This window comes from Klebsiella indica, assembly GCF_005860775.1.
Taxonomy (GTDB): domain Bacteria; phylum Pseudomonadota; class Gammaproteobacteria; order Enterobacterales; family Enterobacteriaceae; genus Klebsiella; species Klebsiella indica.
Map to the genome: position 1 here is coordinate 99,335 of NZ_VCHQ01000009.1, position 22,373 is coordinate 121,707.

A 22,373-nucleotide genomic window follows, 5' to 3' on the forward strand; every position below is an offset into this window, starting at 1 on the left:
TTTTCCGATGGATATCACTCAGTTTTCGCAAATCAACCCTCCGTCGCGGCTGCTAATGGGACCGGGCCCGATCAACGCCGATCCCCGCGTGCTGCGCGCCATGTCGAGCCAGCTTATTGGCCAGTATGACCCGGCGATGACCCATTACATGAATGAGGTGATGGCGCTGTATCGCGGTGTCTTCCGTACGGAAAACCGCTGGACGATGCTGGTCGACGGTACCTCGCGGGCGGGGATTGAAGCGATTCTGCTTTCGGCGATTAGGCCAGGGGACAAAGTGCTGGTGCCGGTCTTTGGCCGCTTCGGTCATCTGCTGTGCGAAATCGCCCGCCGCTGCCGGGCGGAGGTACACACCATTGAAGTGCCGTGGGGAGAAGTCTTTACCCCGGACCGGATTGAAGACGCCATCAAAAGCGTGCGCCCGCGGCTGCTGCTGACGGTGCAGGGCGATACTTCTACTACCATGCTGCAACCGCTGGCGGAACTGGGGGAAATCTGTCGCCGCTACGATGTGCTGTTTTATACCGATGCGACCGCTTCGCTGGGCGGCAACCCGCTGGAAACCGACGCCTGGCAACTGGATGCGGTGTCGGCGGGCATGCAAAAATGCCTCGGCGGCCCGTCCGGAACTTCGCCCATTACCCTTAGCGCGCGGATGGAAGAGGCGATTCGCCGCCGCAAGTGCGTTGAAGAGGGGATCCGTACCGATGCTCACCTCGATGGCGTCGATGAGATGGTCTACTCCAACTACTTCGACCTCGGCATGATTATGGATTACTGGGGGCCGGAGCGTCTCAATCACCATACTGAAGCCACCTCGGCGCTGTTTGCCGCCCGTGAATGCGCGCGGCTGATCCTCCAGGAAGGGCTGGATAACGGCATTGCCCGCCATAAGCTGCACGGGGATGCGCTGGTAAAAGGTATTCAGGCGATGGGGCTGGAGACGTTCGGTGACCTGAAACATAAGATGAACAACGTGCTTGGCGTGGTGATCCCGCCGGGGATTAACGGCGACCAGGCGCGAAAACTGATGCTGGAAGATTTCGGCATTGAAATCGGCACCTCGTTTGGCCCGCTGCACGGCAAGGTGTGGCGTATCGGCACCATGGGCTACAACGCGCGTAAAGACTGCGTGATGACCACGCTTAGCGCGCTGGAGTCAGTGCTGAACTATCTTAAATTTCCGACCGTCCAGGGTGCGGCGATGCAGGCGGCATGGGATCACTATCGCACCGAGAGCGCGCAATGAGTCAAACAACACGCCAGCAGGCGGAGATGCAGCAGGCCGCTGCGCGGGTGATGGCCCGCGCCGATGAGCTGGCCGCGATCAGCGAAACAGCGGACGCCCTGACCCGGGTATATCTGTCGCCGCAGCATCTACAGGCTAATCAGCAGGTGGGGTTGTGGATGGCCCAGGCCGGTATGATCGTCTGGCAGGACAGCGTCGGCAATATTTGCGGGCGCTACGAGGGAGAGCGGGAAGGCGCCCCCGCCATTTTGCTGGGATCGCATCTTGACACCGTGCGCAATGCCGGTCGTTACGACGGGATGCTCGGCGTGCTGACGGCGATTGAAGTGGTGCATCGCCTGCATCAGCAGGGACGGCGTCTGACGAAGGCGATAGAAATTGTCGGTTTTGGCGATGAAGAGGGGACGCGTTTTGGTATCACGCTGCTCGGCAGTCGCGGGCTGACCGGTACCTGGCCAGATGGCTGGCTGGCGCAGACCGATGCCGACGGCGTCAGCGTGGGGCAGGCAATGGTGCTGGCCGGGCTGGATCCGTCGCGCATTCATCTTGCCGCCCGCAGCGTGGAGGAGATTGCCGCCTATCTGGAACTGCATATCGAACAGGGCCCGTGTCTGGAGCAGGAGGGGCTGGCGCTGGGCGTGGTGGAGGCGATCAACGGCGCGCGTCGCCTGAACTGCTGCTTTACCGGCGAGGCGGGGCACGCGGGGACGGTGCCGATGAACCACCGTAAAGATGCGCTGGCGGCGGCGGCAGAGTGGATGGTGCTGACAGAGACCATGACCCGCGAGTACGGGGAGAACCTTGTTGCCACGGTGGGTACGCTGCGCTGTGCGCCTGGCGCGGTCAACGTTATTCCCGGCGAAGTGACGCTGACCCTCGATATTCGCGGGCCGAACGATCGGCCGCTGGATGCGCTCCTGACCACGCTGCTGATGCGGGGGGAGGAGATCGCCGCCCGTCGTCAGTTGCGATTCCGCGCGGAAGAGTTTTACCGTATTGCCGCGACCGCCTGCGATAGCGGATTACAGCAGGTATTAAGCGCGGCGGTGCGCAGGGTTCAGGGGCGGTCGCTGACGCTGCCGAGCGGCGCCGGGCATGATGCCATCGCCATTGCCGAACGCTGGCCGTCGGCAATGCTGTTTGTTCGCTGCAAAGGTGGCGTCAGCCATCATCCTGCCGAGTCAGTTACCGTCGACGATGTGGCGCTGGCGATCGAGGCTTATTTCCTCGCGGTGTCGGAACTGGCGGCGAAATAGGTTATCCCGCAAGTGCTGGCGGCGGGTATTGTCGGGATAACGCCCTTTTCCGGGGGCGTCCCGGCATTCGCGGCGTTGGGGGGATCGTCCGCTACCCCGCGGGGTTAGCATCGCGCGAGTCAGTTTGCACTATTGTGGTGCATTTCAGGCAAGGAACATGCCATAAATAAGCAAAGCGTCTGGTTATTATTTATTCAAATATGCAAAAAGGTGTAACGGCATTGCGCCGCGGCGATACGCTGCGTTACCTGGCATAATTAATGCTTATCTCTTAGCGGAATTACCTCAAAATGAGTATAACCGGAGGAGACGGTCATGATAAAAATAACGCTTCCAGACGGGCATTATTATGATGAGATGCTTACCGCACAGGGAGAGCAGCGCCAGCACTATAACGCCTGGTGGCAATGGTTTCGCAACACCGATCAATTCTCTATCCGGCAGAAAAAAGAGCAGGCTGAGCTACTCTTTCACCGAATCGGCATCACTTTTAACGTCTACGGTGAGGATGAGGGCACTGAACGACTGATCCCTTTTGACAGCGTGCCGCGCATTATTCCCGCCACCGAGTGGCAGCGGATCGACCTTGGCATTCGCCAGCGGGTGAAAGCCCTGAATGCTTTCCTTTACGATATCTATCACGACCAGAATATCCTGCGCGCGGGGCTGATTCCGGCGGAACAGGTGCTGGCCAACGAACAGTATCAGCCCTGTATGCAGGGGATTAATTTACCCAATAACACCTATGCCCATATCACCGGGGTGGATATGGTACGCAACAGCGACGGCCAGTATTACGTGCTGGAGGACAATTTGCGAACGCCTTCCGGCGTCTCCTATATGCTGGAAAACCGCAAGATGATGATGCGGCTGTATCCCGAAATGTTCGAACAGCATCATATTGCGCCGGTAGAGCGTTATCCCAGCTATTTGCTGCAGACCCTGCGCGAAAGTTCGCCGGTGGATGATCCGTGCGTGGTGGTGATGACGCCGGGACGCTTTAACAGCGCCTATTTTGAGCACAGTTTTCTGGCTCAGCAGATGGGCGTCGAGCTGGTGGAAAGCGCCGATCTGTTTATTAAAACCGGGGCGGTGTATATGCGTACCACCGAGGGACCGCGGCGCGTGGATGTGATTTACCGGCGTATTGACGATGCGTATCTCGATCCGCTGGCCTTTCGCGCCGATTCCATGTTAGGCGTTCCCGGGCTGTTGTCGGTGTATCGCGCCGGGGGCGTGGTGCTGGCCAACGCCATCGGAACCGGCGTCGCCGATGATAAATCGATCTATCCCTACGTGCCGGAGATGATCCGCTTCTATCTGGGCGAACAGCCGATCCTGAGTAACATTCCCACCTGGCAGTGCCGCAAAGAGGACGATCTTCGCTACGTGCTGAGCAACCTTGAACGGATGGTGGTGAAGGAGGTTCACGGCGCCGGGGGCTATGGCATGCTGGTCGGCCCGCGTTCAACCAAAGAGGAGCGCGAAGTGTTTCGCCAGCGTCTGCTGGCGAACCCGGCCAACTATATTGGCCAGGACACCCTGGCGTTGTCGACTTGTCCAACGTTTATCGAGGATGGTCTGGCGCCACGCCACATTGATTTACGTCCTTTTGTTCTCTCCGGCCAGGAGATCCGCCTGGTGCCTGGCGGACTCACGCGCGTGGCGCTAACCGAAGGTTCGCTGGTAGTGAACTCGTCGCAGGGCGGCGGTACTAAGGATACCTGGGTAATGGAGGATGATGCATCATGCTAAGCCGCACAGCGAGTGAACTCTTCTGGATGGCGCGTTATCTTGAGCGCGCGGAAAGCTATGCCCGGGTACTGGATGTGACCTGGAAGCTGTCGATGATCCCCCGCCATAGCCAGCAGTCGCGGGATTTGGCCTTACCGCTAAACTTGTCGCTGACCCACGAGTTATTTCAGGCGCGACACGCGCGTTTCACCATGAGCAATCTGCTTAATTTTTTCGCCCTTGACGGGAACAATCCGTACAGCATTTTTAGCTGCGTCGAAATGGCGTGGAATAATGCCCATGCGGTGCGCGGTAGTCTGTCGGCGGAAGTGTGGGAAAGTATCAACGCCACGCGTATTGAGCTGCGCAAACTGCGCCAGCAGGGGATCGGCGAACTGGGTAACGACGCTTTTTTCGAATGGGTAAAAGAGCGGGTACATCTGTTTCGCGGGGCGATCCTCGGCACCCTGCTGCGTAACGACGCATTAAGCTTTATCGGTATCGGTACGCTGATTGAGCGGGCGTCCGCCACCGCACAACTCCTGTTGATTAAGGATCAGCAGCTGAACAGCGACCCGGACCCGGTGCGTGAGTATTACCGGCTGGATACCCTGCTCAACGCGGTCAGCGCCCGCGAGGCCTACAACAGTATTTACCGTCAGCCGCTAACCCGTGAGACGGTGATGGAACTGCTGATTTTACGTAATGATGTGCCGAGATCGCTGAGAGCCAGTATTTCCGACCTGGTCGGGCAACTGGAACAGATTGCCAACGATCGTTCATACCTGCCGCTGCGCCTGGCGCATAAACTCAACGTCGATTTGCGCTTCAGCACTCGCGACGATCTGGCGCAGGCCGATTTACAGGTTACGCTCAATGGGCTGCTGGCGCGGATTAACGCGCTTTCTGACAGCATCAGACAAACTTATCTGGAGGCGTTATGAAACTGGTTATCGATCACCTGACCCGCTACGGCTACGATGAAGAAGTGAAGTTTTCGACCCAGTATCTGCGCCTGACGCCGCGCAGTAACGGGCGGCAAAAGATCACCTCCTGGACATTAACGCTGCCGGACGGCTCCACGGTTGCCACCACCGATGCGTGGGGCAACATCCTGCATGTGCTGACGCTGGATAATCCGCATAAAGAGATTGTTATTCGCGCCAGCGGGATCGTAGATATCGCGGAAGAGGGCGAGGAGATGGGCGCCGAACAACAGGAGCTGCTGTCGCCGCTGGTCTTTTTACGCAGTACGCCGCTCACCCGTGCTGATGACCAGATTCGCGAATTTGCCCGCCGCTGGTTCCTGCCGGATGCTCAGGAAGAGAGTCTTAACCGCTTAATGACGGAACTGCTGCTTAGAATGCCTTATTCGCCAGGGGCGACACAGGTCCAGGATTCCGCTGCCGATGCGTTTGCGCGGGCGAAAGGGGTTTGTCAGGATCACACCCATGTATTCCTCGCCTGCTGTCGCGCGCTGGAGATCCCGGCGCGCTATGTGAGCGGCTATGTCTATAGCGACAACGCCAGGCACGTCGCCATGCATGCCTGGGCGGAAGTGTGGTTGAACGATCGCTGGCACTCTTTTGATATCACCAATAATACCCGCAATATGAATCAACATTTGCGGTTGGCGACCGGGCTGGATTATCTTGATGCGTGTCCGGTACGCGGTACCCGTCTTGGGGGCGGGGGAGAAGTGATGTTAACTAACGCTGAAGTGCGCGAGCATTCGCAACAGGCGCAGCAGCAATAACGGCAGGAACAAAGAACGATGACCTACTGTGTGGCCATGTGTTTGTCAGATGGACTGGTATTTGCCTCAGACTCCCGCACTAATGCGGGAGTGGACCATATTGCAACATTTAAAAAACTGCACGTTTTCCATCAGGATGGCGAGCGCGTCATGGTGCTGCAATCTGCGGGCAACCTGGCCACCACCCAGAGCGTGATTAGCCTGCTCAATGCGCGCATTCGCACTCAGCAGGAGCCGAACCTGATGCAGGTCACTTCGTTATACGATGCGGCGATGTTAATCGGCAAAACGTTACAGGAGGTGATTCAGCGTGACAGCAGCAATCAGCAAAACTGCGGCAATACCAATTTCAACTGCAATCTGCTGCTCGGTGGACAGATTGCCGGGGAAACGCACCGTCTTTTTCATATCTATCCGGAAGGTAACTTTATCGAGGCGACGCGCGATACGCCCTATTTCCAGATTGGCGAGAGTAAATACGGCAAGCCGATTATTGACCGGGTACTGACGATGGATACGCCGCTGGAGCAGGCGATGTGCTGCGCGCTGATTTCAATCGATTCAACATTGCGCAGTAATCTTTCGGTTGGGCTGCCGCTGGATACGCTGCTATACCGTAGCGGCAGCCTGAGCAGCGCCGGACAGCATCGAATAACGGACAGCGATCCTTATTTCAATACTATTCGTAAAGCCTGGTCCGAGGGGCTGCTGGGTACGTTTCAGAAACTGCCGCCGTTCACGCCGGGCGGTGACTGATATGCCTTGGCCGGCTTCCGCCAGATGCGTGTCAGGCCCGCGTTCGCTTTGCCTGAGGGTTCGCGCTTTTGCTGAATGCGGATGAATTACGCGGTGGCAGTGCTGCGGGACTTTATATGGTGCCAGAAGCGTTCGGCGGACTGGTTGAGTCGTGAACCGGAACGATAGATATAGGCGCCGATCGGCAACGACAGGCTCTTATCCATAATCGCCAGGCGGCCTTCTTCAAGTTCGCGCTTTATGGAGTATTGCGGGAGCCAGCCAACCCCGTCTCCGTTAAGGATCATGCGTTTTAACAGCTCGCTCATGGATGAAACGAAAGTCAGAGAAAAGGTGATCTCAGGTTTGCGGTCAATAACCTGGTTAACCTGCCGTCCCATGTAGCTGTCGTTGGCGTATTTCATCAGCGGCAGCACGCCGCGGTGTAAATAAAAAAGCGGCCGGCCATTTTTATCGCAGGGCGAAACGAGATGCAGCGCGGAGTCGAAAATTTTGTGGTTGATAAACGGATAGTTCATCAACTCTTCGTTATAAAACGACAGAATAAAATCGCTTTTCCCTTCTTTAAGATTGAACACCGCATCGTTGACGTTAATCGATTCAACATGAAATGTTTTATTCTTTCTGTCGGTATAACCGGCGATAATCTCGGGGAGTAATAAAACAGAAAGCGAAGGTGCTGCATCGATTCTTATTTTTTGGGTTGTGTTGCTTAATCCCTTAATACGGCTGATTTGAAAATCCATATCATCAAGCATATTTCGCGCATAGCCGACAAAAATTTTGCCGCGGTTGGTCAACTGTAACGGGTTTGCCGAGCGGTCAAAGATACTAAAGCCCAGCGAGGCTTCCAGCGCCTGAATGCGCCGACTGAAGGAAGATTGTGAAATATTTCGACTTTTTGCCGCCAGGGTAAAGCTTCTGGACTCTTCCAGGGCAATCACATCGTAAAGCCATTTTACTTCAAGATTCGCCAGCACCGCTATTCCTCAACATATCATTTAAGGCTATGCAATTTTAGCATAACGCATAGAAACTATGCAATTAACATCAATAACTACAGGTGTTAACATTTTTACCGGAGTTTAGCTTATGACTTATTCTTTAAACGATATTTCTTAAGTACAGGCGACCCCCTACGCGAGCACGATTTTAAATCGCCGGCCCTGTTTGGCCTGTTTATTTAATGCAATGCGGATTGTTTATTAAAAATAGTCTGGCGGTGGTAAATAACAGGTTGAATAAGCAAATGCATCTTATCCAGCCAATTGTTTGTCAGGAGTTCCATGTCACATATTGAATCAGTAAAAGCGGCTCTTCTTGAGCTTGGCATTCAGAATAGCAGCGAGCTGTTTTATAACCCGGATTACGACTTGCTGATTGCGCATGAAACCAGCGCGGAGTTAACCGGTGAGGCGCGCGGCGTGATGACCGGGTGCGGCGCGGTCGCGGTTGATACCGGCATTTTTACCGGGCGTTCGCCGCGTGACAAATATATTGTCAGAGATGACGTGACGCGTGACACCGTGTGGTGGTCTGATGCCGGTCTGGGGCGGAATGATAATAAACCGTTAACGACTGAGATTTGGACCGATCTCAAGGCACGGGTTGCCGGACAGCTTAGCGGCAAAAAATTGTATATTGTTGATGCCTGGTGCGGCGCCAGTCCGGCGACTCGCCTGGGGGTGCGTTTCGTGACCGAGGTGGCGTGGCAGGCGCACTTCGTTAAAAATATGTTTATTGCGCCGAACGCTGAGGAACTGGCTGAATTTACACCGGATTTCGTTGTTCTCAACGGTGCGGGCTGTACCAACGATAAATGGCAGGAACAAGGGCTTAACTCCGAGAACTTTGTGGCTTTCAATTTGAGTGAAAATATTCAGTTGATTGGCGGCACCTGGTACGGCGGCGAAATGAAGAAAGGGCTGTTTTCGGTGATGAACTATCTGTTGCCGCAGCAGGGGATCGCGTCGATGCACTGCTCGGCGAACCGCGGTGAAGCGGGCGATGTCGCGCTGTTCTTCGGCCTTTCCGGGACCGGCAAGACCACGCTTTCCACCGACCCGCAGCGACAGCTTATCGGCGATGATGAGCATGGCTGGGACGATGAGGGCGTGTTCAACTTTGAAGGCGGTTGCTATGCCAAGACCATTAATCTTGAGCCGCAGGCCGAGCCGGAGATCTATCGCGCGATTCGCCGCAATGCGCTGCTGGAAAATGTGGTAGTCAGAGCGGACGGCAGCGTCGATTACGCCGATGGCAGCAAAACCGAAAACACACGCGTCTCTTATCCTTTATCGCATATTGAGAACATCGTTAAGCCGGTATCGCGTGCAGGCCATCCGTCGAAGGTGATTTTCCTTGCCGCCGATGCGTTTGGCGTACTGCCGCCGGTTTCTCGCCTGACGACGGAACAGATGCAGTACCACTTCCTGTCAGGATTTACCTCTAAACTGGCCGGGACTGAACGCGGTATTACACAACCGACGCCAACGTTTTCAGCCTGTTATGGCGCCGCGTTTCTGCTGCTGCATCCGACACAGTATGCCAGCGTCCTGGCGGCGAAAATGGCAGAGGTGGGCGCTGAAGCCTGGCTGGTTAACACGGGCTGGAACGGTGAAGGCAAACGTCTTTCCTTGCGTGATACACGCAATATCATCAGCGCAATTTTAAACGGCACCACCGGAGAGATGCGCGCAGAGACCGTGCCGGTATTTGACTTGTCTATTCCTCAGGCCATTGCGGGCGTGGATAGCGCGCTGCTTGATCCGCGTAGCGGTTGGTCATCTGCCGATAAGTGGCAGGAGAAAGCGGAGAGTCTGGCACAGTTGTTTATTGACAACTTTAAACAATATACGGATACCGAAGCCGGAGCTCGGTTAGCGTTAGCGGGCCCGACGCCTGCAAAATCAGTCGTTGCGGCGTAATTAATATTATCGTCGGAAGCGTCAGAGCGTCACCCGGACAGCGTCCGGGTTTTTCTTAATAAAAAACCGTTATCACACCATTTTGCCCGTCTGCGAGGGCGGTGTCGGCGTGCGTCGGCAAAATAGACGCGGTAACAGGGGCAGGATCTGTGGCCATTCCTGCCCCGAGCGATCAGTGCTGCTGCAGAATTTTCAGGAAGTCCTGCTTATTCGATATCAAGGAGAGCGCCTTTGCGATGATCTCATCACTAAAGATCGAGGCAATATCTCTCAAAACATCAATATGTTCACTCTCTTTGGCGATAACGCCAATCGCAATAAACATTACGTTATTTCTGTCCCAGATCACGCCATCCGGAAACTGATAGATTTCGATGCCGGTTTTAACAATGATGTTGGTTGCTGATTTAGGCAGATGCGGTAGCGTAATGCCATTACCTAAAAAGGTGGAGACCTGACGCTCTCTTTCACCAAGAAAAGCCACGCAATCATCACTGACGTAACCTTTGGCCTTGAAATCAGCACCGATCATTGCCAGCACTTCCGCTTTGTTTTTCGCCTGGCACGACAGATGTAGATTATCTTGCGTAATATTATCGATCATAACCCGCTTTCCTTCGTCGCAGTGTTGATTTGTGCATCGTATTTATTGGTGGACAGCTCTTCTTCGAGTTGCTCGAGCGATTTATTTGATGTTTCGGGCAGAGCTGTTACTACAAAGATAATGGCCAGGTAGTTAATCGCGGCAAAAATCAGGAATACCGGCCCTAAACCAAGTTTGGCTTGTAACAATGGGAACAGGTAGCTGACGATGGCATTCATAACCCACATGAAAAATACCGAAATGCCCATTGACAGCCCGCGAAATCTGAGCGGGAACAGTTCAGCTAATACCACCCAGGTGATAAATCCGAGGGTGCCCTGCATTACACCAACAAACAGTGCGCCAAGCAGCCAGATGGCCGTCGCTTTGATATCGCCAACAAGGGTGTAGTCGACGCCGGCAATGATAAGGTGCAGCGTGGCCATGATAGCAAAACCATAAATAATAATGGTTTTACGCTTAAACCGGTCAACGAGAAATAGCACGCCAAATAACATTCCCCCCACGGAGAACACGCCATTAAGCACGTTGCAGATTAATGAGGTTCTTTCTGAGAATCCTGCGGTGCTCAGGATCTCTGTACCATAGTACATAATGACGTTGACCCCGGTAGTCTGCTGTATGGCAGACCACACCACGCCGATCAGCAGAAGTTTAAAAATCCATGGCGTATGAATGATGGTCACAAAGGCGTTTTGCGAAGTCAGCTTGTTGTCTTCCTCAGCCTTTATTAATGCTTTGATATCATTGAATTCCTTCACCGCACGTTCAAGGGGACGAATTTGTTTCAGTATTTCCAGCGCTTCTTCCTCGCGTTTTTTGCTGATTAACCAACGAGGGCTTTCCGGTGAACGCAACATGCCAACAAAGAGACAGATAGCCGGAATGGCCTGGACCATTAACATATATCGCCAGACATCAGGGAGATGCCCCCAGACGACGCCTATAATGGCGTTTATGGCAAAGGCGGCGAGTTGACCGACAACAATTGCGACTTCATTTAACCCGGTCAGTCTACCGCGCATCTCTGTTGGCGCGACTTCGGAGATAAATGTTGGGGCGGTTACCGAGGCGCCGCCAACAGCGTAACCAAGAATAAAGCGAGAAATAAGGAGCACGGTAATATCGGGCGCAAAGGCGGACATCAGCGCGCCGATGAAAAAAAACAGTGATAAAAAGAGTAAGTACTTTCTTCTGCCAAAGAAATCTGCGAATTTCCCTCCGAAAACGCTGCCTAATGCGGCACCGATCAGCAACACGCTCATTACCAGACCTTCAGTCGTCGGGGTTAATGCCATATATTGCTTCAGTGAGGAAAATGCACCATTAATGACGCCAGTGTCATAACCGAATAGAAGGCCACCAAATGTTGCCACTAAGGTTATTTGGTGTAGTCGCTTTCTCTGTTGTAGGTTCAGATTCATAATAAGAGACATTTTTATACCTTTTGTTTTGATTAACGGCGCGAGATAAAAATGCGTCATCCCAGTCACGTTGCGTATGACTGTTATGAAACGATTTTTTGTTCCTGGTGCTACTATTTAGCGCTTACGGCAAGACGCTAAATAAAACCGGTCAAAGAGGTTTTGTATTGATCAATAATAAATCATCAGTATGTGCGATGTTCTCCGGTGGGTTGGTGTTTACACTATCCCCGGCAGATTCCTGATACCAACAGATGTGGGGATAACAAAAAACCGTATCCGTTGTACCTATAACGCCTGCGCTCACTTTCTTCATCACATCCTCCGGGGGGTAAGGATTTCTGCTTCACCAGTAAGGTGCCCAGCGTGCATGTAATCAGGGATATTATTGCCACTATTAATGAAATGTAAATGCAAATAGATCACATTTTGAAAATTTCATTTCGATTTTGCCGCACAAAGAATATGTTATCTTTATCCTGCCAAAAGGGGTTTTTTTATAATTAATTGATATGCAAAGTGATTTTTTTCATTTCAGCCAACTCTAAAATTCCGCAATAGTTAAACGAAATGTTAAAATTATGATACGTGTCACATTTGAGAATGTACTCCATTATGAAATTTATATTCCATTGTTGTATTTATTTTAATTTTTGTTCGATTTTTGAGACATCCTGGAGAAGGGAGCGGTGAGGGAATGCGTCCATGCCAGCCTGTCATCAGGCGACGTTTTTTTCACGCCGTTTATGTGGTTATTCGCGTCATCCTTTTTAGTGTCTGAGTGTTGTCTGACCCGAATGCCCAGTCCATCATTATGCATGTTGTAAGTAACTCTGCGGGCCAGACTCTGAGGAGAATAAAATGTCCACCGTGTTACGCCTGGTATTGTCAGCTTAATCCGTTATTCCATCAGGCGTAAAGGGTATGACCAGCCTGGAGGGCGCAATATAAAACATCAGAGTGGACATGTAATATGTGGGGATAATTGGCTGGCGCTGCTTATGAATCGCCCTGAAGGGCGTTCACCACGCAAAGTGTTTGCCTGTGCGCCGCGAGCGCCGACGGCGCGCAGAAAACAGGCCATATGAATTAGAAGTATCTGGCGTTTTTTATCAGTAAATTGCAGAGAGCCGTAAATTCATCCTCTGGCATGCGTTGTTGCAAATTGCAAAGGAATTCCTGGTAAACATTCCATTCCAGCGCTAATTGCGCTTTTGCTTCAGTCGTCAGTTGCAAATGAATTATTCGCCGATCTTGCTGGCTTTTAAAACGGCAAATCATGTTACGTTGTTCCAGTTTACTGACCATGGCACTGGCCGAGGATGTTTTTACCGAAACTTTTTGTGCCAGTTCTTTTAAACTCAATGGCCCATCGCGCAGCGCATTAATATAGTAATATTCATTCCAGCTAATATTTCCTATCGGGGTTTGTTGATCATAACGACGCCAGAAGTCAAGTAACGACCGGCTTAGCCGTAACAACGCCTGCTCTGTTTTTATGAAGTCGATTGATTCCGGTGCATCAGGTTTTAATTCAGTCATTTTTTTCATCTTATTGCATGCTTCGTCATTTTATAAGGCCATTAGCAACAGATTAAAGTAATATCCATAATATATAGCGTTTTATCCTACCATGTGGGCGGTGGTACTCAAATTAAAAAATAAAAAAAGTCGCACAAAAAATAAATCCCATTCAGGAACGGGTAAGTTGTCGATGACAAGGCGTTGTGAGGACGCTCAGGCTATCTCCCTCATCGTTCAGATTACGGATGCCCTGGCGAGGGCGCCTGAACGCCGCTCGTCGTCACTGGGGAATCCACGCAAATCCTTTCAGCATACCGCCAGGATTATTTTATAAAATAATTCAATAAGATAAATGCAACTTTTCGACGTTGTCGATAATTATTCAGAGGGGACACAGCGTGACAGGGAAAAATAAACCGAGAGTCAAACTATGACGGTACGTAAAACTGAGATCGTCCGATCCACGAAGTAGGGGCGTGAAAATGCGGCCTGTTCTATCATTTTTACTATTAATAATAGTTAGACTAACTAACTTTTGATTAAAATCAAAATATTCCGAAAGGTAAGGGTGCTAAAAGTGGTCGGCCTACTGTTATCACGCGATGTTAACTTCAACGGTAGGTGTGTAACCAGCCACACAGTATCCATCTGTGAGCCTTTGGCGCTCTTGTCCATCAGCTTTAGTTTGCTCGTTATACGGAGTAAATAATATGTCCGAAACAGCCACTAAGAGATCGGATCCACGTTCTTTTCTGGATCGCTGGTTTTCCCTTAAAGAAAAAGGTACCTGTGTTAAAACCGAACTGATAGCCAGTTTCACAACGTTTCTAACGATGGTTTATGTGATTTTCGTGAACCCGCAAATTTTGTCACATGCCGGGATGAACGAGCAGGCGGTATTTGTCACAACCTGTATGATTACGGCTATTGGTTGCATTTTGATGGGGCTAATTGCGAAGTTACCGATAGCGCTTGCGCCGGGGATGGGGATCAACGCTTATTTCGCGTTTGTGCTCGCCGGAGGCATGGGGCTTTCATGGCAAACAGGAATGGCTATTATTTTTCTTGGCGCCAGCGGTTTTTTTCTTTTATCGCTATTTCGCGTTCGTTACTGGATGGTTGCCAATATACCTCTTTCACTACGTATTGGCATCGGTAGTGGCTGCGGATTACTCATTGCACTGATAGGCTTGCATAACGCCGGTATTATTGTTGCCAATCCGGATACAATGGTGACCATTGGCGATGTTAAATCTATTCCTTTCGCACTGAGCGCACTGGGTTTTCTCCTGATATGCATATTCGCATACCGTGGACTTCATGCCGCCATCCTTATCTCTTTCGTCGTAATCACTCTCATCGGTTGGTTGCTTGGTGATGTAACGTATCAGGGGATCGCCAGTTTACCGCCTGATATTTCCCCGGTTTTTGGCCAGCTTGATTTGGCTGGCGCGCTCGATATTTCGTTAGTGGGTATCATCATTTCAGTCATGCTTATCAACCTTTTTGAGTCATCCGGAACGCTAATTGCCGTTACCGATAAAGCGGGTCTGGCCGATCGGCAAGGGCGGTATCCAAATCAACAAAAATCACTCTATATCGACAGTGTCTGTTCCATGGGCGGGGCCTTTATGGGAACGTCCGCGGTCACCGCTTACATTGAAAGCGCGTCCGGTGTTGCCGTGGGGGGGCGAAGCGGGCTGATGGCCGTTGGTGTCGGGGTATTATTTTTGCTGGCAATGTTTTTTTCCCCGTTGGCAAAAATGGTACCGGCATATGCCACCGCCGGCGCACTCATTTACGTCGGGGTGTTAATGGTGGCGGAACTGGTGCGCGTGCAGTGGGAGGATCTTACTGAAGCCGTGCCGGCATTTGTTGCAACGGTGATGATGCCTTTTTCATTCACGATTACCGAGGGCATTGCGACGGGGTTTATTGCTTATGCGGCAATGAAGCTGGGAGCAGGCCGTTGGCGTGAAATCTCGTTATGTACTGCGATTATGACCGTGCTGTTCCTTGTCCGTTATGTCTTTCTGTAAATGGAGACGTTGTTATGATTAAAGAAAATTTAGCTGACTTGATTGACGCCGGCGCAGGTAAAATTCCGGCGGATATCGTAATCTGTGGCGGTTTGCTTGTGAATGTCACCTCATCAGAAATTTATCCTGCTGATGTGGCGATATATCGATCTCGTATTGTCGCAACTGGCGATGTCGGGGACTATATTGGGCCGAATACTCAGCGAATTGATGCCACAAATAAGTATCTGGTTCCCGGCCTGATCGATGGTCATTTACATATTGAGTGCAGCAAACTGTCAATGACCAGCTTTGCTAAAGCCGTTATTCCTCATGGCACGACCAGTATTGTATCCGGGCTGGATCAGTACCTGATTACCGCGGGGCTGGATGGTGTGCGCGAAGTGCTGAATGAAATCCAGCAGGGGCCTTTAAAGGTCTTCTGGGGGCTGCCGTACACAATGCCTTACACGCTGCCAAAGTCCAATGTCGGTTTTAACATTACCGGAGAAACGCACGCGGAAGTCCAAAAATGGCCAGAAGTGTATGGCGTCTGGGAAACGGTCTCTGAATTTGTTGAAAATCAGGATCCTGATGTTCTTAAGGCCATTGAACTGGCCGGTGAAAACCGGTTGCCTGTCTTTGGCTGCGCGCCGATGTGTCGCGGTAAGCGCCTGAATGCTATTCTGAGCGCAGGTCTGAGGCTGGACCACGAGAGTTACACACATGAAGAGGCGCTGGAAAAGATCCGAAAAGGGATGTACATGCTGATTCGCGAATCCTCGATCTCGCATTTTCTTCATGAAAACATGAAAGTGGTGACGCACCTGAATCCGCGTCTGGCGCGTCGTATCAGTTTCTGTACCGATGATGTGACGGCCTCTGACATTCTGGCGAATGGTCATATGGATAAACTGGTTCGAATGGCCATTGCCGCTGGGGTTGACCCCTTGACAGCAATACAGATGGGGTCGATTAACAGTGCTGAGGCGTATCGTATCGATCATCTGGTTGGTTCTATTTCTCCAGGACGTATTGCCGATATTCTGCTCGTCAATGATTTGCGATTGTTTGACATTGAGACCGTGATTGCTAAAGGCAAGCTGACGGTGGTTAACGGTAAGATGGTATGGGATTTGTCCCCGCCGAAACGCAGTGCAACGCTTTTGCAAAGCATAAAATTGCCGGCTGTTAGTGCGGAAGAGATGAAGCTGTATACCTCACTGCAAGCGGACAAGGTTAAAGCCCTTTCTATGGAAGTCGCGTTTGACGTGCCTTTTGTCCGGACGCGTCGGGATGTCATTCTGAATGTTGATGCTGGCGTTGTCTTACCCGATTTGCAGCAGGATGTTTTGTACGCCGCAGTTGTAGAACGTTTTGGTAAAACGCAGAACAGACCCATAGCGTTGGTATCCGGCTGGAAACTGAAAGCCGGTGCGATGGCGAGTTCGTGTGCGCCGGATGATAACAACGTGGTCTGCATCGGGACCAATTCTGACGATATGGCATTGGCTATCAACCACCTTGCAGAACAGGGGGGAGGTCAGGTCATTGTTCGCGACGGGCAAATACTGGGTTTCCTGCCCTTGCCGATCTGCGGCATCGTTTCAGATTTGGATCCGCAGGCAATGGCCGATGAAGAAGCCCGACTGCTGAATATCGCCCGCGAGTTAGGTTGCGATTTGCCCGATCCCATATTTTATATGTCCTGCCTGCAAATCACCTCTATTCCGGATTACGCCATGACTGATGTTGGCGCGATTGATTATGCAACACTGAAACCCTTTGATCCGATACTCGAGGCTGCCGAATAAGCTTGACACAATACTGCACCTTTCATCCGGTGCAGTATGTCGCAATTATTCTTAAAGGGGATAATAAATGGGTAAGCAGAATGATTTAGCCGCATTGATTGATATGGCTGCGGGACGAGCGCCGGTAGATTTACTCATTATCAATTGTAAGATAGTCGATGTTTTTACCCAAAGCCTGTGCGATGGTCCGCTGGCGATTGGTATGGGCAAGATAATCGGCATTGGCGAATATCACGCCCGAAAAACACTGGATGCAAAAGGGGGGTATATTCTGCCAGGTCTGATAGACGGACATGTGCATATTGAGTCTTCGTCGTTGATCCCTTCACAGTTCGCCCGCTGTATCTTGCCTCATGGTACAACCACGATTATTGCTGATCCGCACGAGATCGCTAATGTCTGCGGATTAGAGGGTATCCGTTACATGCTGGATGCCTCACGAAACCTGCCTTTGAATGTCAGGATGATGTTGCCCTCCTGCGTTCCCGCCACGCCGTTTGAGGAATCCGGCGCTGAATTGTTGGCGCATGATCTGGAGATATTAATCACTGACCCCGGCGTTCACGGTCTGGGAGAAGTGATGGATTATCCGGGGGTAATTAATAATGCAGAAAAGGTCATCAATAAACTGACGATGGCGCAGCGCTATAATCGTGTTATTGATGGTCACAGCCCCGGAGTGAAAGGGCGGGAACTGACTGCCTATGCAATGGGCGGCGTGATGACGGACCATGAGTGCAGTTCACTGGAGGAAATGCAGGACAGGCTGCGTCTGGGCATGTATGTTCTGATTCGTGAAGGCTCTGCCTGCAAAGATCTGCTCTTGCTTGTACCCGGACTGACGCCGGCAAACGCCAGACGCTGCGTTTTGTGTACCGATGACAGAGAGCCGGCGGATATCCTGGCGACCGGACATATTAATAAAAGTTTGAGGCTGGCAGTAAAAGCGGGGGTTGATCCATTGCTGGCTGTCACATTAGCGACGTTGAATGCAGCCGAATGTTATCGACTGACAGGTAAGGGCGCTATTGCGCCGGGATACGATGCCGATTTACTGATCGTGGACAATCTGACGGAATTCGCCGCCCGACATGTGTTGATTGAGGGAGAGGAAATCGCGCAAAACGGTAAGCTGTTAGTTGAATTGCCGGATTATGTTGCCGAGACCGTCCTCAATACGGTGCGCCTGGCGCCGATTGGCATGGATGAGCTGACATTGCCTCTGACCAGTCAACAGGTGAGGGCGATTGGCGTCAAGCCCGGGAGCGTACTGACTGATTCACTAACGCTGACCGTGGTGCCGGATGACAACGGATGTTTCGATCCAAAACTCAATCCGGGCCTGAACAAGCTTGCCGTGATTGAGCGCCATCATGCATCAGGCAATATCGGTTTGGGTATACTGGCGAATTATGGCCTGAAAAACGGCGCTATCGCCACGACAGTCGCGCATGACTCACATAACCTGGTTGTAGTCGGCGATAATGATGCCGATATGCTGGCCGCGATTGAGGATATAAAAAAGATGGGCGGAGGGTTTACGTTGTGTCAGGCGGGAAAGGTTCTGGCGCACTTGCCGCTTCCTGTGGGCGGATTAATGTCTGAGAAAAGTGCGGTAGAGGTTGCCGCCCGGATGGAGCATATGCTCTGTCTGGCTAAGAAAACATTCGGCATCAATGAGGATATACAGCCACTTATGACGCTGGTTTTTATGACTCTGCCGGTTATTCCTGCCTTAAAACTGACGTCCACCGGGCTTTTTGACGTTACCCGTTTTGCCAGGGTTGAGGTTTGCTTGCCTGAGTAAACGCTGTTCATCATGTGGCTATTTAATAAACGGCCTGCAGGCCGTTTCCGATTGTTGACAAAGTACGCGCTTGCCGAATTGCCCGACAGCGCGTCGAGTATGCGATCTTTCCGCAAATGCATAATGGGATAACATTGTGATTTTCCCGACCGGGTAAGGCGTTACCCGCCGCCCGGCGGAAAGGTCTGCACATTCACTGTTACGTGAAATTTTCGTAATGGTGCGGTCCTAAGAGGAATATGAGACGAAATTTTGATGGATAAATTTTGCAAGTTCAATAATGGCAGGGTTTACGCTGCTTTTAAGATAAGCAACGCCATAAGAGAACGTTTCATTAATATTGAATGGCAGGCAAACAAGATCGTCTTCATTGGTATTACAAAATGCCGGAATAATTGCCACGCCCATATTGGACTTAATGTAAATTTCACCGGAGACGATTGAATCCGAGAAAATATACTGACTATCTGGTAACGTTGAAATCAGACGCTGCTGAACAACATTCCACTCTTTAGGACCATGATTAGAATCGAGAAGTATGATGGTTTCCTGACGAATATCCTCGAAATCGATCAGTGTTTTTGACGCCAACTTGCTGTTACGGTTAATCAGGCAGGTGATACCCTCATTCATTATCTCTTTATATATCACACCATCCGTATTTTCAATATCATCTTTTACCGTCATTATTATGTCACAGGCGCCTGAGAGTAATGCGTTTTTTCTTTCTTTATGATTTGTTTTTAATACCATTATTTGGACGTCGGCATTTAATGCCGTAAATCCGTTAATGATTCGCGATAGATTATCTACTTCAACATTATGTCCTTCATAACCAATTTTTATGACGCTGTGTTTTCCCCGGTTGATTAAAGATGCCTCATTAATCCCGATTTGTAAGCGCGAAAGGAACTCTTTGGCGTTATAGTAAAAATGCTTACCGGCTTTCGTTAATTCAACTTTATGGTTAGTTCTGACGAAAAGCTGAAAGCGTAACAGGCTTTCAAGTTTTTTGATTTGATGGGATATCGCGGGTTGCGTCAAATGCAGGATTTCGCCGGTTTGTGAAAAACTGAGGGTCTCACACAGGATGACAAAACATCTTAATTGTATGATTTTCATAGCATTACACCGTAATAAAAATCTTTCATAGCCTATTAATTGTTTCCATTAAACACTTCAAAATCTATCAGGTAAAGTAAAAACAAGATTAATTCAAGTGGTGAGGATGGTATGAAATATCTTGTAACGGGTTGTGATGGGAAGCTTGGGGGACGTATCGCCGAGAATATGTTGAGTAGAGTAAGCCCGCAAGAGCTGATATTTACTTGTCCAGACCCACAACGAATTCCGGCAGATAAAGTTGCTCAATGGGTTAAGAAAGGGGTTGAAATTCGTGCTGCCAATTATGACAACCCGGAACAGATGCTTAGCGCTTTTGCCGGTGCCGACCGGATGTTTATGATTTCAGGAATATTGATCGGAGAAAAACGCGTCAAACAACACTGTAATGTGATTGACTCAGCGTTAAGCGCCGGTGTTCAACATATCACATATTGCTCTTTTGTTGGTGCTTCCGATCCGCGTTATCAGCACGTCTATGTTACACCGGATCATACCGCAACCGAAGCTTATATTAAATTTCTGAGTAAGAAAAAAGAATTTAAATATAATATAATGCGCAATAATCTTTACATGGAAAACTATCTGACAACATCCGTGATGCTGGCGCTGATGTCAGGAAATAAATGGTATACTACCGCGGGCGAAGGCAAGGGAACATTTATCGCAAAAGATGACTGCGCAAAAGCCGCCACCGCACTGCTGCTGGGTGCGGGTGAAAATAATAAGGCTTATAATATTACCGGGCGTCAGTCGGTCTCGCAGCGCGATCTCTGCGCTATTGTCAGCAAGGCTTCTGGTATTAACATTGAATATTGCCCTGTTGGTAAGGATGAATTTTATAAATATCTTGATGAAATGGGAATCCCTCGCGATACCGATCAAGATTTCTCATTATCTCCAGTTCCGTGGTGTGGTAACGATATGGTAACTAATGAAGCCAGTATTGCTGAAGGGTTGATGGATATTCGCTCCGATGATTTTTATAAACTGACATCGTCATATCCGAAAACAGCGGAAGAAATCATCGGTAATTACAGTTACATATGGGAGAAAGGGATTACCAACTGGAAAGATATCGTCTGACCACACATTTTGCTTTCCTGTTACTTCCTCACGTCCAATGGGGGAAGGTTTGCCGGCGAATATTCATGCCGGCCTTTTTCCCCCTGGAGATTTTCTCCAGGACAGACTTTTTCATCTACAACAGTGGTGGTTTTCTATGCCTGTTATCCAGTCCGCCGGAAAAATTCTGGGTGTGATCTTTCCTGTTATCTTTTTAATGACTGCTTGCGATGGCGGTAATAAAAATTCCGCATCTCAGCAGGCTGTTCCCCAGGTGGATGTCTTTACACTTAAAACTCAGCCCGTGGTGATTTCGTCCCGTCTGCCGGGGCGGACGACCGCCGTCAGAACGGCGGAAGTCAGGCCTCAGGTTAGCGGTATTATTCTTCGGCGGATGTTTGAAGAAGGGACGGAAGTCAAAGCCGGGGAGCAGCTTTATCAGATAGATCCTGCAACGTATAAGGCAGCCTATGATAAAGCGAAAGCAACCCTGACGAGCGCTGACGCCCTGGAACGCCGGTATCGCGCGCTGGTTGCAACCAATGCTATCAGCAAACAGGATTATGATGATGCGGTATCCAGCGCTGCGCAGGCCAAAGCGGATCTTGAAACCGCGCAGATAAACCTGGATTACACGAAAGTCCGGGCTCCCATCTCCGGCAGGATCGACCGCTCGCTGGTAACCGAAGGCGCGCTGGTGACTAACGGGCAATCAGATTACCTGACCACCATAACTCAGCTTGATCCAATCTATGTTGATATTAGCGAATCGTCACGCAGCCTTCTGGAGCTAAGGGCAAGAATTAAGAGCGGGCAGATAAAAACCCTTAACGATCATGAAGCGTATGTCCGTTTAGTGCTGGAGGATGGTTCGGCTTATCCGCTCGATGGTCGCCTGGATTTTTCTGAAGTGCGGGTTGATGAAAGTACCGGTTCTGTCATCTTACGGGCTACCTTTCCCAATCCGGACAGGATGCTATTGCCAGGCATGTTTGTGCATGCCGTCCTGCAGCAAGGGATCCGCGAAGAAAGTACGCTGGTTCCCCAGGAGTCGGTCGGACATGATACGAAAGGCGATCCCTACGTTTATATTGTCGGTCCGAACAATATTATTGAATTACGTCACATAAAAACGGAGGGGACACAGGGCGATAAATGGATCGTTTCCTCAGGTGTTCGTCCCGGTGAGCGGGTAGTGACAGCGGGTATTCAGATGATAAAGCAAGGAACAAAAGTCATTCCGACTGAAATGACGCCGCGTCAGGATAATACCGCAAGTAAAACATTGTCTATGACCGATCCTTCGGCTCAATAAAT

16 protein-coding genes and 1 pseudogene are annotated in these 22,373 nt (G+C 50.7%); 12 read left to right on the forward strand and 5 right to left on the reverse strand.

Annotation, left to right across the window (positions count from 1 at the left end; genetic code table 11):
- The first annotated feature begins 7 nt into the window (after positions 1-7).
- The 6 genes from FE839_RS07980 to FE839_RS08005 all read left to right on the forward strand — a co-directional run bounded on the left by FE839_RS07980 (position 8) and on the right by FE839_RS08005 (position 6,751).
- The gene (locus tag FE839_RS07980) at positions 8-1,249 is read left to right on the forward strand and encodes a pyridoxal-phosphate-dependent aminotransferase family protein (RefSeq protein WP_138360301.1); all 1,242 of its coding nucleotides are present in this window, start codon (positions 8-10) and stop codon (positions 1,247-1,249) included.
- On the forward strand, positions 1,246-2,505 hold the full coding sequence (gene hpxK / locus FE839_RS07985) for an allantoate amidohydrolase (RefSeq protein WP_138360302.1): 1,260 nt from the start codon (positions 1,246-1,248) through the stop codon (positions 2,503-2,505). The genes FE839_RS07980 and hpxK overlap by 4 nt, the downstream gene beginning before the upstream one ends.
- Before the next feature lie 315 nt (positions 2,506-2,820).
- Positions 2,821-4,260, forward strand: a complete 1,440-nt coding sequence (locus FE839_RS07990) for a circularly permuted type 2 ATP-grasp protein (RefSeq protein WP_138360303.1) — start codon at positions 2,821-2,823, stop codon at positions 4,258-4,260.
- Complete coding sequence (locus tag FE839_RS07995) at positions 4,254-5,183, forward strand: alpha-E domain-containing protein (protein ID WP_138360304.1); 930 nt, start codon at positions 4,254-4,256, stop codon at positions 5,181-5,183. The genes FE839_RS07990 and FE839_RS07995 overlap by 7 nt, the downstream gene beginning before the upstream one ends.
- Entirely contained in the window at positions 5,180-5,995 is an 816-nt protein-coding gene (locus tag FE839_RS08000) for a transglutaminase family protein (RefSeq protein ID WP_138360305.1), read from the forward strand. The genes FE839_RS07995 and FE839_RS08000 overlap by 4 nt, the downstream gene beginning before the upstream one ends.
- A gap of 18 nt (positions 5,996-6,013) precedes the next feature.
- The gene (locus FE839_RS08005; protein WP_138360306.1) at positions 6,014-6,751 is read left to right on the forward strand and encodes a proteasome-type protease; all 738 of its coding nucleotides are present in this window, start codon (positions 6,014-6,016) and stop codon (positions 6,749-6,751) included.
- Between the two features lie 86 nt (positions 6,752-6,837).
- Here FE839_RS08005 and FE839_RS08010 read toward each other — a convergent pair whose 3' ends face one another.
- Positions 6,838-7,731 carry a LysR substrate-binding domain-containing protein gene (locus tag FE839_RS08010; protein ID WP_138360307.1) on the reverse strand — a complete coding sequence of 298 codons (894 nt, stop codon included), beginning with the start codon at positions 7,729-7,731 and terminating at the stop codon, positions 6,838-6,840.
- Positions 7,732-8,037: 306 nt separating this feature from the next.
- Between FE839_RS08010 and pckA the strand changes: the two genes are divergently transcribed.
- Positions 8,038-9,678, forward strand: a complete 1,641-nt coding sequence (pckA, locus tag FE839_RS08015; protein WP_138360308.1) for a phosphoenolpyruvate carboxykinase (ATP) — start codon at positions 8,038-8,040, stop codon at positions 9,676-9,678.
- A gap of 172 nt (positions 9,679-9,850) precedes the next feature.
- Here pckA and FE839_RS08020 read toward each other — a convergent pair whose 3' ends face one another.
- The 3 genes and pseudogenes from FE839_RS08020 to FE839_RS08030 all read right to left on the reverse strand — a co-directional run bounded on the left by FE839_RS08020 (position 9,851) and on the right by FE839_RS08030 (position 13,248).
- A complete protein-coding gene (locus FE839_RS08020) occupies positions 9,851-10,282 on the reverse strand; it encodes a PTS mannitol transporter subunit IIA (RefSeq protein ID WP_138360309.1) in 432 nt (143 codons plus the stop codon).
- Positions 10,272-11,718: pseudogene (locus FE839_RS08025) on the reverse strand (sugar porter family MFS transporter). Before FE839_RS08025 ends, FE839_RS08020 begins: the two are co-directional and overlap by 11 nt.
- Positions 11,719-12,795: 1,077 nt before the next feature.
- Positions 12,796-13,248, reverse strand: a complete 453-nt coding sequence (locus FE839_RS08030) for a MarR family winged helix-turn-helix transcriptional regulator (RefSeq protein ID WP_171034842.1) — start codon at positions 13,246-13,248, stop codon at positions 12,796-12,798.
- A gap of 692 nt (positions 13,249-13,940) precedes the next feature.
- Here FE839_RS08030 and FE839_RS08035 point away from each other — a divergent pair.
- The 3 genes from FE839_RS08035 to ade all read left to right on the forward strand — a co-directional run bounded on the left by FE839_RS08035 (position 13,941) and on the right by ade (position 18,869).
- Positions 13,941-15,269: an NCS2 family permease gene (locus FE839_RS08035; protein ID WP_138360398.1), complete on the forward strand. Its 1,329-nt coding sequence runs from the start codon at positions 13,941-13,943 to the stop codon at positions 15,267-15,269.
- 14 nt (positions 15,270-15,283) lie between these two features.
- Positions 15,284-17,062 carry an adenine deaminase gene (locus tag FE839_RS08040; RefSeq protein WP_138360311.1) on the forward strand — a complete coding sequence of 593 codons (1,779 nt, stop codon included), beginning with the start codon at positions 15,284-15,286 and terminating at the stop codon, positions 17,060-17,062.
- Positions 17,063-17,129: 67 nt separating this feature from the next.
- Complete coding sequence (gene ade / locus FE839_RS08045) at positions 17,130-18,869, forward strand: adenine deaminase (protein WP_138360312.1); 1,740 nt, start codon at positions 17,130-17,132, stop codon at positions 18,867-18,869.
- A 228-nt stretch (positions 18,870-19,097) separates the two neighbouring features.
- Here the strand turns inward: ade and FE839_RS08050 are convergent, their stop codons facing one another.
- Positions 19,098-19,991 carry a LysR family transcriptional regulator gene (locus FE839_RS08050; protein ID WP_138360313.1) on the reverse strand — a complete coding sequence of 298 codons (894 nt, stop codon included), beginning with the start codon at positions 19,989-19,991 and terminating at the stop codon, positions 19,098-19,100.
- 111 nt (positions 19,992-20,102) lie between these two features.
- Here FE839_RS08050 and FE839_RS08055 point away from each other — a divergent pair, with 111 nt between their 5' ends.
- Both FE839_RS08055 and FE839_RS08060 read left to right on the forward strand, forming a co-directional pair.
- Positions 20,103-21,077: an NmrA family NAD(P)-binding protein gene (locus FE839_RS08055; protein ID WP_138360314.1), complete on the forward strand. Its 975-nt coding sequence runs from the start codon at positions 20,103-20,105 to the stop codon at positions 21,075-21,077.
- 136 nt (positions 21,078-21,213) lie between these two features.
- On the forward strand, positions 21,214-22,371 hold the full coding sequence (locus FE839_RS08060; protein ID WP_138360315.1) for an efflux RND transporter periplasmic adaptor subunit: 1,158 nt from the start codon (positions 21,214-21,216) through the stop codon (positions 22,369-22,371).
- The last annotated feature ends 2 nt before the right edge of the window (positions 22,372-22,373 follow it).

Excerpts from the sequence above, each read along its gene's own strand:
- FE839_RS08055 (WP_138360314.1), top strand. The coding sequence starts at position 20,103 with ATGAAATATCTTGTAACGGGTTGTGATGGGAAGCTTGGGGGACGTATC.
- FE839_RS08040 (WP_138360311.1), top strand. The coding sequence starts at position 15,284 with ATGATTAAAGAAAATTTAGCTGACTTGATTGACGCCGGCGCAGGTAAA.
- FE839_RS08060 (WP_138360315.1), top strand. The coding sequence starts at position 21,214 with ATGCCTGTTATCCAGTCCGCCGGAAAAATTCTGGGTGTGATCTTTCCT.
- ade (WP_138360312.1), top strand. The coding sequence starts at position 17,130 with ATGGGTAAGCAGAATGATTTAGCCGCATTGATTGATATGGCTGCGGGA.
- hpxK (WP_138360302.1), top strand. The coding sequence starts at position 1,246 with ATGAGTCAAACAACACGCCAGCAGGCGGAGATGCAGCAGGCCGCTGCG.
- FE839_RS08000 (WP_138360305.1), top strand. The coding sequence starts at position 5,180 with ATGAAACTGGTTATCGATCACCTGACCCGCTACGGCTACGATGAAGAA.
- FE839_RS08050 (WP_138360313.1), bottom strand. The coding sequence starts at position 19,991 with ATGAAAATCATACAATTAAGATGTTTTGTCATCCTGTGTGAGACCCTC.
- FE839_RS07990 (WP_138360303.1), top strand. The coding sequence starts at position 2,821 with ATGATAAAAATAACGCTTCCAGACGGGCATTATTATGATGAGATGCTT.
- FE839_RS07980 (WP_138360301.1), top strand. The coding sequence starts at position 8 with ATGGATATCACTCAGTTTTCGCAAATCAACCCTCCGTCGCGGCTGCTA.
- FE839_RS07995 (WP_138360304.1), top strand. The coding sequence starts at position 4,254 with ATGCTAAGCCGCACAGCGAGTGAACTCTTCTGGATGGCGCGTTATCTT.
- FE839_RS08020 (WP_138360309.1), bottom strand. The coding sequence starts at position 10,282 with ATGATCGATAATATTACGCAAGATAATCTACATCTGTCGTGCCAGGCG.
- pckA (WP_138360308.1), top strand. The coding sequence starts at position 8,038 with ATGTCACATATTGAATCAGTAAAAGCGGCTCTTCTTGAGCTTGGCATT.
- FE839_RS08035 (WP_138360398.1), top strand. The coding sequence starts at position 13,941 with ATGTCCGAAACAGCCACTAAGAGATCGGATCCACGTTCTTTTCTGGAT.
- FE839_RS08030 (WP_171034842.1), bottom strand. The coding sequence starts at position 13,248 with ATGACTGAATTAAAACCTGATGCACCGGAATCAATCGACTTCATAAAA.
- FE839_RS08005 (WP_138360306.1), top strand. The coding sequence starts at position 6,014 with ATGACCTACTGTGTGGCCATGTGTTTGTCAGATGGACTGGTATTTGCC.